Here is a 12,605-nt window from a genome sequence, read left to right on the forward strand (position 1 = left end):
CTGCCTCTGACACACGATACCATGGACAATTTATTCATCGCCGCCAGCGCCAGCTCTCCCGAAGTGGACTTCCGCTTCGACCAGCGCACGCTTTCGCTGAAGGGCGAATCCTATCCCGAGAATGCCGCCCAGTTCTGGGGCGAGATCATCACCACCTTGCGCCGCTTCCTGGCCGACGATGAGCAGGGCAGCACGATCACCGTCAACGTGGCGCTGGCCTACTTCAACAGCTCCAGCACCAAGATGCTGTTCTCGCTCTTCGATGCTCTGAACGAGAAGGCCGAGAGCGGCACCGAAGTGGTCCTCAACTGGTACCACGACGAGGAAGACGACACCATCTTCGAATTCGGCCAGGAGCTGCAGGAAGATTTCGCCGCGCTGGTCTTCCACGATCACGCGGTCCAGAGCTGATGGACGGCGGCGACCTTTTCGCGGCCGAAGCCGAAGCCCTGCACCGCGCCAATGCGGTGCTGGCCGATCCTGCCAGCGACCCGGCCAGCCATCGTGCAGCGCTGGAAGAGCTGGTGCAGCACTATGGCCAGCTGATGCGCCAGAGCCGCCGCCTGATCTCGCGCAGCGACCGCACCGAGCGCGAACTGAACCTGCTCAATGCGCGCCTGAAGCAACTGAGCGATGAGCTCGATTACAAGGCGCGCCATGACAATCTCACGGGTGCGCTCAATCGCGGCGCTGTGTTCGAGCAGGCGCACCAGATCCTGCAGCAATCTCCGATGTCCCTGATCGTGCTGGACATCGATTTCTTCAAGCGCATCAACGATGAATTCGGCCACCCGGCCGGTGATGCGGTGATCCGCGAGCTGGTCGCGCGCCTGCGCACCACGCTGGCAGGCAATGGCGTCATCGGGCGCGTCGGCGGCGAAGAGTTCACCATCCTGCTGTCCGGCGTGGCGCTGGAGCAGGCCGTGATCCTGGCCGGACGGATCCGCCAGGCGATTGCCGGTGACCGTTTCCAGTGCCTGCCGGCGCGGCCGGTCACCTCCAGCTTCGGCGTGGCCTGGGCCGCCGCCGGCAGCGATTTCGAGGAAGCCTACGCGCGCGCCGACCAGGCCTTGTATCAGGCCAAGCGCGGCGGACGCAATCGGGTGGAGTCGGAGGAATCGGTCACCGGCTGAGCTCCGGTGACCGTGATGGAGCAGGGGCAGGGCAAGTGGGCGGCATCGGCCGCCCTGTCAGTTTTCTTCATTCAGTAGCGCGTCATCGCCGCTACCAGCGCGGCCAGCGAGCCCGCGTTCATCTTGCGCATGACCTGCTGGCGATGGGCCTTCACGGTCCGTTCCGAGGTCCCCAGTTCGGCGGCGATCTGCTTGTTCAGCCGTCCTTTCACCAGACGTTCCAGCACTTCGCGTTCGCGACGGGTGAGGGTCTTGAGGCGCTGGTGATGCTCCTGCCGCTGCTGCATCTGCGGGCCCGATTCATCGAAGGGCATCAGCGCCCCGCGGAAGGCTTCCACCAGCTGCTGGCGCACCATCGGCTGGGTGCCGGCATCGCCGGCCGGACCGCTCATGAGGCGCTGGCCGGGGTCGTGCGGGCCGTAGCGCTTGTCCTCCGGGGAGGCGGCCGGCGGTGCGCCGGTGATGACGATCAGCGGCCGGCCCAGTTCACGTTCATCCAGCAGCGAGCGCAGACGTGGCGCGTCGAGGTTCTGCATGTGGACTTCCAGAACCAGTCCGCCGCGTGCGGTACCGGTGGTGTGCTGCAGGAACTGGTCGGCCGAGGGGTGATGGGCGACATGGAATCCGGCGGCTTCCAGCAGCCGGACCAGCGGTCCGCCGTGAGAATCTTCACCACCGACGATATGAGCGAGATGTGCAGTTGTCATGTTTTTCTTCCTTGACCGATAGGGACGCATCGAACGGGTTCAATGGGCTTCACCGCTCCCTTGCCGGGGAAACTGTTGCAGTTGACAAGGACATGCGGGAAGAAAAACGCAGTTTTACCGGGATGTCGAAAATAGTCGACGAAGCTTGAAATTCAGGCCGGTAAGTTCAAATTTATTCGGAAATTTCCTCGTTATTTTTCGAGATCGCGTTGCGGCGCAGCGACCGCTGGGGACGGGTGGCCGGCACACCGGCCGGATCGCGATCAGGACGGCGGCCATCTCTCTCCTGCCTTGCGGCTGGATGCGCATCTCCAGCGCCAACGCCGGTAGCCGGCTCAGGGCCGACTGTGTTGTTCGGACGGTGCTGCAGCGGGGATCAGGACGCTGAGGACTGCAAGGCAGCGTCCTCGACGGGGGTGGCGCAATACACCTGCGCCCGGCCGTGCGCTTTGGCCTGATACAGGTTCTGGTCGGCCAGGGCGATCAGCGCAGCCGGCGTGCTGCTGTGACCGGGTACCTCGACCGAGGCCACGCCGATGCTGAGCGTGACGAATTCGCTGGCTTCGGAGCGGGCATGCGGCAGGTGCAGGCGGGCCACGGCGTCGCAGACGTCGCGGGCCAGTTTCAAGGCCTGCTCGCGGCCTGCCATGGGCAGGATGCAGGCAAATTCCTCGCCGCCGTAGCGCGCCACGCAATCATAGCTGCGGTGGAAGTTGCTGCGGATGGCGTGCGCCACTTCGGCCAGGCAGTGGTCGCCGGCCTGGTGGCCGTAGTGGTCGTTGTATTTCTTGAAGTAGTCGATATCGATCATCAGCAGCGACATGGCCTGGCCGGAGCGCTTGCACAGCTCCCATTTCTCGGCCAGCTCGCTGTCGAACTTGCGGCGGTTGAACAGGCCGGTGAGCGAATCGGTGACGGCGATGTTGCGGTAGAAGTCGGATTGCAGCTTCAGCGTCAGGTGTGTCAGCACGCGCGCCTTGAGCACCGTGCCGTTGATCGGTTTGCTGATGAAATCCACGCCGCCCGCATCGAAGCCCTTGACCTCGTCTTCCTCGCTCTGCAAGCCGGTCAGGAAGATCACCGGAATGCCCAGCGTGGCGGTGTTCTGCTTGAGCCGTTCGCAGGTCTCGTAGCCGTTCAGGCCGGGCATGTTCACATCCATCAGGATCAGGTCCGGCACCACCTTTTCGCACAGATCGATGGCCTGCAGGCCGCTGGTGGCCATGAAGATCTCGTAGTCGCCCTTGAGCAGGGCATTGGCGAGACGGATGTTGATGGGCTGGTCATCGCACAGCAGTACGCGCGGACGGCTGCCGCGCAGGGATGAGAGTTCTTCCAGGATACGTTTCAACGAGGTTCTCCGAAATGGTCATCGAGATGGGCCAACGCCGCCGGGAAGTCGAGTTTCTCGATCAGTTCCCACAACTGCTGGTAGCGCGTCTGCTGCATCAGCCCATGGCGCTTGCCGATGGCTTCGGCCAGGTCCAGCGCTTCGAGGTTGCTCGACAATAGCAAGGCCCGCAGCGCCTGCCTATCAGGAAAATCGGAAGCCTCTGCTGTCGCTGTCGCTGTCGCCGGCTCCGCGCCGGCCTGCGGCGCAGCCGGTCCCGGTGAGCCGGAAACCCCCTGCAGCGCCTGCATCGCCAGTTGCTGCAAGACCACACCCGCATCGCGCCGCACCGCGACCAGTTCTTCGCGCCAGGCAGTAAAAAGGCGATCGGACGGCACTCCTTCGCCAGCGCGGCACACGCGCTCGATCCCGGCGAAATAAGCAGCCAGGCCGCTGGCCCCGATGGTGGCGCACAAGCCCTTGAACGCATGGGCGGCCTGCTCGATGCCGCCCGGCGAAGCCTGCGCCAGCGCCGCGTCGTAGTCCGCGAAGAGGCGCTCCAGTTCCGGCCCGGCGGCATCCAGTGTGGTGCGATAGACGTCGCTGGCCTGACGGTAGCGGCGCATCAGGTCAGCGTAGACGTCGACCTGCTGGCGGTCGGCGGGCGGTACGTCCACGCGCGTGGCCTCGGCGGGCAGCGTCTCTTGCGCAGCGATGCTGCGCTCATGCTGGAGATGCGCCAGCAGTGTCGGCACCAGCGTACTTACGTCGATGGGCTTGGCGATGTGACCAGCCATGCCGGCTGCGATACAACGGCGGCGGTCTTCCGGCGAGGCATTGGCGGTCATGGCCAGGATCGGGATGTGGCGCAGGTCCTGCTGGCGGCGGATGCGACGGGTGGCTTCGATACCGTCGATGCCGGGCATCTGCAGATCCATCAGGATCAGGTCGTAGTGGCGCTCGGGATCGCAGGCCATGGCCACGCCGGTGCTGCCATTCTCGGCGCAGCTGATGTGCGCGCCATACAGGGACAGCAGGCCGGTGGCGACCTGGCGATTGACGGCATTGTCTTCCACCAGCAGGATCTGCACCCCTTCCAGTTCGCGCGCGGTCTCGCCGGCGGGCGCATGCTCGGCCTGCGTGTGCTCGTCCGCTGCACGCGCCTGCGACAGCGGCGTGGCGTCCTCGATCTCCATGGGCAGGTCGAACCAGAAGCGGCTGCCGCGTCCCGGTTCGCTGCTCACCTGCAACTGGCCGCCCATGAGCTGCACCAGATGGCGGCTGATGGCCAGCCCCAGCCCGGTACCGCCATAGCGGCGGGTGGTGGAGGCTTCGGCCTGGGTGAAAGCATCGAAGATGTCCTTCAGACGTTCCGGAGCAATGCCGATGCCGGTGTCGCTGACCTCCACCCGCAGCATCACTTGCCGGGTGTTGTCCGCCGCCAGCCGCCGCAGTGCCACGTCGATGCGGCCCAGGTGCGTGAACTTGAGCGCATTGCTGATCAGGTTCACCAGCACTTGCTGCAATCGATAGACATCGCCCACCACGCGCTGCGGCAGGTCGCCATCCAGTTCGATGTGCAGGCTCACGCCCTCCTGCGGCGGGTTGCCGGCCAGGATTGCGGTCAGGTCGTGGCGGAAATGCTCCAGCGAGAACGCCTGCAAGTCCAATTGCACCTGCCGGGCATCCATCTTCGAGAAATCCAGCAGGTCATTGAGCAGGTTGAGCAGGGACTTGGCCGAGATCTCGGCCTTGTTCAGGTAGTCGCGCTGGGCTGGCTGCGGTTGCGTTCTCTGCAGCAGCTGGATCATGCCCAGGACGCCATTCATGGGGGTGCGGATCTCGTGGCTGACGCTGGCCAGGAACAGACTCTTGGCGGAGTTGGCCTGTTCGGCTTTCAGGCGGGCCTCGACCAGGTTGTTTTCGAATTCGATGCGCTGGGTGATGTCCAGGTTGATGCCGATCACGCGCACCGGCGCGCCCATGCCGTTGCGGTCGACGTGGGCACGTGCCTGCACGAAGCGGATGCTGCCGTCGGCGCGCACCACGCGAAACACCGGTTCGAACTCCCCGGTACCGGCCAGCGCCGCCTGCAGGGCCGATTCCACATAGCCGACATCGTCGGGATGCACGCGCCTGCGCCAGCCCTCATAGGTGGTCACCTGCCCGCTGCGGCCATCCCCGATGCCGTAGATCTCGGCGATCTGGCGGTTGAATTCAAAGGTGTCGCCGGTGCGGTCCCAGACCCACACGCCCAGCTTGGCCACTTCGGCGGCCAGCATCAGCTGGTCGCGGGCGGCTGCCAGTTCGGCTTCCTGCTGGCGCTGCAGGCTCATGTCCACGGCGATGTAGAGGTCCCCGATGTGGCGCTGGCGGTGATCCAGCATGGAGGTCTGCTGACGCGTGACCGGCAGCGTCACGCCATCCTTGCGGCGGTAGCGCAGGTCACTCACGGCCTTCTCGTCCAGTATCGCCTGGGCGCGGATGGCGGGATTGTTGAGGCGGCCCGAGAAGGCTTCCTCCTTCATCTGCCCGATCACGTCCTCGGCGCGATAGCCCAGCATGCGTTCGGCCCCGCGATTGAAGAGCGTGATCACGCCGTCCGGTGCCGTGGCGATGATGGCTACGCCGGTGGCCGAACTGAGCACGTTGTTGAGCAGGGCGTTGGACTGCTGCACCTGGTCCAGCAGCGACTGGTTCTGGGCCAGTGCCTCGCTGAGCTGGTTGCGGTTGTGGGTGATCTCGGTGACGTCGTGCGCCACGACATAGAAGCCGTTGACTTCGCCTTGTTCGTTGACGTCCGGGATGTAGGTGGTGAGGACATGCTTGTAGCCGTTGACGGCATCGGTGAAGGTGCGCTCGAAGGTTTGCTTCTCTCCGGCCAGCACCGCGTCGATATGGGGCAGTGCGCTTTCATACAGTTCCGTCCCGACCAGATCCAGCATGTACATGCCGGTGATTTCCCCATGCTCACGCCCGAAGACACGCTCGTAGGAAGCATTGGCGAAGCGGTTGATGAGATGCTTGTCCCAGTAACCGACCAGCGAGGGCATGACGTTGAGCACGGTCTGCAGCATGGTCTTGGCCTGGTGCAGCGCATGGGTGCGCTGCTGCACGGTCAGTTCCAGTTCCTCGTTGATGCGGTGCAACTGGCGTTCGATGCGCTTCTCGCGGGTGACGTCGCGCAGCATGAAGGCCTTGCCGATCTGCCGGCCTGCACCATCTCGCAGCGGGAACATCAGGGCCGAGGCGTAGCGTATCGACTCGCCCTGCAAGCTGATCACGTGGGGCTCCTCCTGCTGGACGTTGCCGGGACTGAAGCCTGGGGAAGTGGAGCGTGTACTGCCCTGCTGGTCCAGCTCGCGCAGCGCTGCGTGGGTGGAGAGGGCAGTGCCCAGTGCGCGTCCTTCGGGCAGGTCCAGGGTGTCGCTGGCCCCCCGGTTCCAGGAAGTGATCAGTCCCCGGGCATCGGTGGTGACGATGGCGTCGGGCGAGCTGTCCACCACGGCAGCCAGCAGGGCACGGGCTTCCTGCAGCTTGCGTTCACGGGTGGAGAAAACCTGATAGGCCAGCGCGCTGGCCAGGATCAACATGGCCAGCGTAATGCAGGAAAGCAGCGTGGCACGATCACTGATGAACTGGTGGGCCTGCGCGTATTCGGGGGCGGCGCGGAGGCTCAGTTTCCAGGCCCGGCCATAGAGGGGAACGGCCGTTTCCAGACTGACGGCATCCTCGATCTGGTCAAAGCCGCCGCTGCGGAACAGTTCGACGGCCGTGGTATTGCTGGCGACGTCCTCCACCAGGATTTCCAGCGCATGCATGTTCCAGCGCCGGCTCAGTTCGGAGAGGATGTCGTGCACCGACAGCGGCGCGTAAGCCCAGCCGAGGATTCTTTCCTGACGCTGCTCCATGGTCGGCGGCGTGACCGAGCCGGCATAGATGGGCAGCAGGAACAGATAGGCATTGGCCGTTCGCCCTTCCTTCTGCACCAGCCTGATCGGTGTGGTCAGTTCCGCGCGGCCGGTCAGCATGGCGTGATCGGCGGCCGAGCGGCGTTCCGGCGACGAGGCGATGTCCAGGCCCAGGGCCGGCCGGTTGGGGGCGAGGGGCTCGATGTATTCGATTACGTAGCGGTCGCCGGGGTTGTCGGCGAGCTGGGTGATGCCGGAAAACAGCAGGCGGTCTTCGCGCATCTTCTTCTCGTAGGCGGGCAGCGCCGCGAGCGGAACGTGGCGGATGAAGCCGAATCCGCCGGCCCAGGGAAATTCCTGCGCCAGATCGCGGCTGTCCATGTAGCGCAACAGTTTTTCGCGGCTCAGGTCGTCCGCACCGATGGCCAGGATGGCCCCCCGGGTACCACGCAGGCCGTGTTCGTATCGGCGCAGCAGGGATTCGATGTCGTCGCGGATCCAGCGGCTGTCCAGCGCCAGGCTGTCGCGTACCTCCTTCTGGTTCAGGTGCGACAGGCCGGCCACGCCGGCCAGCAAGAGGCTGAAGGCGATCAGCAGGAACAGGCAGGTATTTCGGGTGATTCTGGTCATGGTGTCATTTTTTATAGTGGAACAGCATCGCGTCCCCCAACGCGAACGGGCGCAACGCGCCCGGTCATGCTGATTGCACCAGCCCTGAGGCGGCCGGGCAATCGGGAAATTCCCGGGTCCGCCTGCCGGCTGACAGGTTTCCCCTCAAGCCTTTTGCGGACCGACAAGCACCGGTTGCATCAGTGCAACACGATCCTGGCCTTCAGCGGCATCTCATCGATCTGCTCAAAGCGCCGCAAGCGTGCCAGGATGGCTTCGTCCAGCACGTGTTCCTTGTTCAGCAGCAGCACGCCGGACTTGGTGCGCAGGTCCTCGGCCAGCTTCATGCCGACCCGCAGCTCGGCCGGGGACAGCAGGCGGGTCTGCTGTTCCAGCGCCATGCGCTGCTCTTCCATCATGGCGATGAAGGTGTTGACCACCACCGGGTCATAGCGATGGCCGGCATGCGTGCGCAGCATGGACAGCGCTTTCTCGGGACTCACGTTGTGGCTGGTGATGCCGCCATTGCACAGACCCTCGAAGTCGCGCACCACGGCCAGGATGCGCGAGCCCAGCGGGATGGCGTCGCCTGACAGGCTTTCCGGCACGCCCCGGCCGTCATAGCGCTCGTGCTGGTGGCGGATGATCTCGCCGGTCTCGGCCAGGGTCGGGATGGGTGTCAGCAGCATCTGGCCCTTGACCGGATGCCACAGGAACCGCTGCAATTCATCGCTGCTCATCTTTTCGATGGGCTTCTTCACCAGTTCATCGGACAGGTCCAGCTTGCCGATGCCGTGCAGCATGCCGGCCATCATCATCTCCTTGGCGTGATGGGCGGTCATCCCCATGCGCAGCCCCAGCTGTTCGCACCAGCGTGCGATGCGGGCGGACTGGCCGTTGGCCAGGCCGGCGCGCAGTTCGCTGATGTCGGAAAACACATGCAGCATGGAGAGGAAGGCTTTCTGTTCTTCTTCCTGGGCGTTCTCCAGGAACAGCACGGTCTGGCGCAATTCTTCCGTACGCGCCTGCACCTGGCGTTCCAGCTGGCGATTGAAATCGGCCAGTTGCAGGTTCTGTTCGCGCACCTTGCGTTCCAGCGCCATCTTCTGCTTGCGCAACTGCTGTTCCTCCAGCGCGTGGGTCACGACCATGAGCAGCTCGCGGTCTTCCCAAGGTTTGGAGAGGTAATGGTGGATGCCGCCATCGTTGATGGCCGAGATGGTGCTGCCGATCTCGGAATAACCGGTCAGCAGGATGCGCATGGTGGCCGGCCATTGCTGCTTGACCTGGGCCAGGAACTGGGCGCCGTTCATGCCGGGCATGCGCATGTCGGAAATGACCAGGTCGACATCGGCGCTGGCCAGGATGTCGAGTCCGGCTTCGGCGCTGGTGGCCGTCAGCAGGCGATAGCCCTGGGGCCGGAAGGTACGTTTCAGGGCCGACAGGATGCTCTGTTCATCATCGACCAGCAGCACGCAGGGCGGCGGCAGGGCGAACGGGTCGGCTTGTTGCAGGGTCTGGAGCTCCTGGCTCTGGATGGCGGTCATGATGCTTCTCCTGGTTCGCCCGAGGCCTTGCTCGGCGGCTGGGCGCTGGCGGGATCGATGGGCAATTCGATCCGGAAGGTGGTGCCTTTGCCCGGTTCACTGCTGACATGAATATCGCCGCCATGCTTCTTGATGATGCCGTAGGACAGCGACAGTCCAAGCCCGGTCCCGCTGCCGACCGGCTTGGTGGTGAAGAAAGGTTCGAAGATGCGGTTGATGTGTTCCGGCGCGATGCCGTGCCCGGTATCGCTGATGCAGACGGCGACGCGCTGGTCGCAGCGTTCGGTGCGGATGGTCACGCTGCCGCGCTCCTGGATGGCCTGGGCGGCATTGACCAGCAGGTTCATGAAGACCTGGTTCAGTTCCGAGGCCAGGCACTTGATCATGGGCAGCTCGCCGTATTGCTTGATGATGGTGACCTTGTATTTCAGCTCGTTGTTGGCGATGTTGAGCGTGCTGTCCAGGCCACGATGCAGGTCGGCCATCTGCCAGTTGCTTTCGCCGGTGCGCGAGAAATCCTTCAGCGACTGCACGATGTTCTTGACGCGTTGCAGACCCTCGTTGGATTCGGCCAGCAGCTCGGTCACGTCTTCGCTGAGGAATTGCAGGTCGGCGCGGTCCTCGAAGGCCTGCACCTCCGACTGCGCCACGCTGGAGGGCAGGCTGCCGTTGGTGACGCACTGGTACAGCTTGATGCCTTCGAGCAGCGTGGCCACGTAGTTGCCCAGGGTGTTGAGGTTGGCGTTGACGAAGCCGATCGGATTGTTGATCTCGTGCGCCACCCCGGCGGCCAGCTGGCCGATGGAGGCCAGCTTCTCGGACTGCATCAGCTGGGCCTGGGCCATCTTGAGCTGTTCGATCAGGGCGCGCTGTTCCTCGGCCTGGCGCTGCAGGGTGTCTTCCATCTGCTTGCGGCCGGTGATGTCGGTCATCAGGCCGATGACTTCCAGCGGCGTGCCCTCGGCATCGCGGATCAGGCGCAGGGTGTCGTGCATCCACAGGTAGCTGCCGTCGTGGGTACGGAAACGGTATTCGTAGATCTTCTGGTCTTCCACGAACAGCATGGCCAGGCTGGAGAAGATCGCGGCCGTGTCGTCGGGGTGGATGTGGTTGAACCAGAAGTTCGGGTCGTCCAGCATTTCCCAAGGCTCGTAGCCCAGCACGCGGGAGGCGTTTTCGCTCACGAAGGTGAGCTGGAAATCGCCCGAGGGCACGCTGCTGTAGATGATGGCGGGGGTGTTGCCGATGATGTGGCGATACCGTGCATTGGCCTTGACCAGCGCCCGGGTGTCGGGCGCGTCATCGGCATGGGTGCGTTGGCTGGCGCACTCGTTGGCCATCAATGCTTCGCTGTGTCCCATGTTCGCCTCCTCAGCGATGGCTCCGGATCAGGGGCTGGAGCCGCGCCCTCCAGGTCAGGCAGCGCGGGGCAGGGCCACACGCTTGTGGTCGTGCGTGGGCAAGGCCGCGGCCGTAGCTGCCATGCCGTCCAGGTTGAACACGCTGATGGCCTGGATCATCTGCTGCGTCGACTCCTCCAGGCTGCCGGCGGCGGCCGCTGCTTCTTCCACCAGCGCTGCATTGCGCTGGGTCACTTCATCCATCAGGACCACGGCTTCGTTGACCTGCTGGATGCCGGTCTGCTGTTCGCCCGAGGCGGCGGTGATCTCGGCCACGGCGGTAGCGGCCTGCGTCACCGAGCGCATGATGCCGCCCATGGTGTCGCGCATGTCACCGGCCAGCTTCACGCCGGTACCAACCCGCTGCGAGGATTCGTCGATGAGCAGTTTGATTTCCTTGGTGGCCTGGGCCGAGCGTTGTGCCAGGTTGCGCACTTCACCGGCGACCACTGCAAAGCCGCGTCCCTGTTCGCCGGCGCGCGCTGCTTCCACCGCCGCATTCAAGGCCAGGATATTGGTCTGGAAGGCAATGCCGTCGATCAGTCCGGTGATCTGCTTGATCTGCTCGGCGCTCTTGTGGATGGCATCCATGGTGTCGTTGATGTGGTGGATGGAGGCTTCGCCATCGCGCGTGGTGGCCAGCGCTTCTTCCACCAGGCGGTTGGCCTGGCGCGCGTTCTCGCTGTTCTGGGTCACGGTGGAGGCCAGCTCTTCCATGCTGGCAGCGGTTTCTTCGAGGCTGCTGGCCTGTGATTCGGTGCGGGAGGACAGGTCCATGTTGCCGCGAGCGATCTCGCCGGTGGCCTGGGCAATGTGCATGCCGCTGCGGCGCACGTCGCCTACCGATGCCACCAGATTGACCCGCATCTGCTCCATGGCCTGCAGCAGGGAACCCATTTCATCGCGGCGCGCCTGCAGGTCGGCGGCCGACAGATCGCCGCCCGCGACCCGGCGCGCCTGCGCCACGGCACGCCGCAAGGGGGTGAAGATGCGCGTCGCCAGGGTCATGCGCAAGAGTGCCAGGCTGCCCAGGGCGACGCCGGTAGCGGCCAGGGTCGGCAGGCTGCTGGCGTGTTCGGCACACTGCCCGTTGAGGAAGGCCAGCGCACAGATGCCGGCGGCCGCAGTGCCCAGGCCCAGATCCAGCCGTGTCTTCAGCGATACCTGCGAGACCTGGCGCAACTTGCCGCGCAGGCCGGTCGGCACCACTTCTCCGCGATGCACGGCGATGCGGGCGCTTTCCTTCTTGAGTTCCTTGTAGGCCTGCTCGGCGGCGGTGATCTCGGCGCGCGTGGGCTTGGTGCGTACCGACATGTAGCCGGTGCATTTGCCGCGCTCCCAGATCGGCGTGACGTTGGCCTTGACCCAGTAGAAGTCGCCGTTCTTGCAGCGGTTCTTGACCAGTCCGGTCCAGGGCAGGCCGGCCTTGAGGGTGCTCCACAGGTCGGCGAAGGCCAGCTCGGGCATGTCGGGATGGCGCACGATGTTCTGCGGCGCACCGATCAGCTCTTCTTCCGTGAAGCCGCTGATGTGGATGAAGGTCGGGTTGACGTAGGTGATGCGCCCCTTGATATCGGTCTTGGAGACGATGGAGGCATAAGCTTCGATCTCACGCTCTTGTTGGGTGACGGGCAGGTTGAGGCGCATGATCGATTCCTGAAAAATTGATTGGTGGAATCATTAAAACATAAATTCATTGAAATCGCTAAAAAAATGATTCTTTTTGGGAATAAACGGTAAATTCGTTGCTTGGACCCCACTGTATTGTCAAGACGAAAAGCCCTTCTGCGCGCCGGTGATTGATGTCTTTTGTCTTTGATTTATAAAGAAAAAGTGAGATCCATGGCCCCTGTGCGGAGCTCTTTTCTCAAGCATCGCAAAGACGCTTCATCAATTTATAAAATGATTAAATTGATTTAATCGGTTAATCGCGGTCTAATGATGAGCATCAGACAGAAATTCCGGGGC

The 12,605-nt window shown here is 63.9% G+C and carries 8 protein-coding genes; 2 read left to right on the forward strand and 6 right to left on the reverse strand.

The features are described from left to right. Positions 1-21 precede the first annotated feature (21 nt). Both ACWHXP_RS00850 and ACWHXP_RS00855 read left to right on the forward strand, forming a co-directional pair. Positions 22-411 carry a DUF1987 domain-containing protein gene (locus tag ACWHXP_RS00850; RefSeq protein WP_034336874.1) on the forward strand — a complete coding sequence of 130 codons (390 nt, stop codon included), beginning with the start codon at positions 22-24 and terminating at the stop codon, positions 409-411. Continuing rightward, positions 411-1,133, forward strand: a complete 723-nt coding sequence (locus ACWHXP_RS00855; protein ID WP_209582496.1) for a GGDEF domain-containing protein — start codon at positions 411-413, stop codon at positions 1,131-1,133. The genes ACWHXP_RS00850 and ACWHXP_RS00855 overlap by 1 nt, the downstream gene beginning before the upstream one ends. A 71-nt stretch (positions 1,134-1,204) precedes the next feature. Here ACWHXP_RS00855 and ACWHXP_RS00860 read toward each other — a convergent pair whose 3' ends face one another. From ACWHXP_RS00860 to ACWHXP_RS00885, 6 genes are all read right to left on the reverse strand, one after another. After that, on the reverse strand, positions 1,205-1,840 hold the full coding sequence (locus ACWHXP_RS00860; RefSeq protein ID WP_134223216.1) for a response regulator transcription factor: 636 nt from the start codon (positions 1,838-1,840) through the stop codon (positions 1,205-1,207). A gap of 376 nt (positions 1,841-2,216) precedes the next feature. Continuing rightward, on the reverse strand, positions 2,217-3,191 hold the full coding sequence (locus ACWHXP_RS00865) for a diguanylate cyclase (RefSeq protein WP_134223215.1): 975 nt from the start codon (positions 3,189-3,191) through the stop codon (positions 2,217-2,219). After that, positions 3,188-7,711, reverse strand: coding sequence for a CHASE domain-containing protein (locus tag ACWHXP_RS00870; protein ID WP_489634695.1), 4,524 nt, complete (start codon positions 7,709-7,711; stop codon positions 3,188-3,190). The genes ACWHXP_RS00865 and ACWHXP_RS00870 overlap by 4 nt, the downstream gene beginning before the upstream one ends. A 179-nt stretch (positions 7,712-7,890) precedes the next feature. Then, entirely contained in the window at positions 7,891-9,237 is a 1,347-nt protein-coding gene (nosR, locus tag ACWHXP_RS00875) for a response regulator c-di-GMP phosphodiesterase, NosR family (RefSeq protein WP_489623701.1), read from the reverse strand. Then, a complete protein-coding gene (locus tag ACWHXP_RS00880; RefSeq protein ID WP_489623700.1) occupies positions 9,234-10,598 on the reverse strand; it encodes an ATP-binding protein in 1,365 nt (454 codons plus the stop codon). The genes nosR and ACWHXP_RS00880 overlap by 4 nt, the downstream gene beginning before the upstream one ends. 54 nt (positions 10,599-10,652) lie before the next feature. Continuing rightward, positions 10,653-12,284 carry a methyl-accepting chemotaxis protein gene (locus ACWHXP_RS00885; RefSeq protein ID WP_489623699.1) on the reverse strand — a complete coding sequence of 544 codons (1,632 nt, stop codon included), beginning with the start codon at positions 12,282-12,284 and terminating at the stop codon, positions 10,653-10,655. Between the last annotated feature and the right edge of the window lie 321 nt (positions 12,285-12,605).

Source organism: Herbaspirillum sp. Her2 (assembly GCF_057961375.1).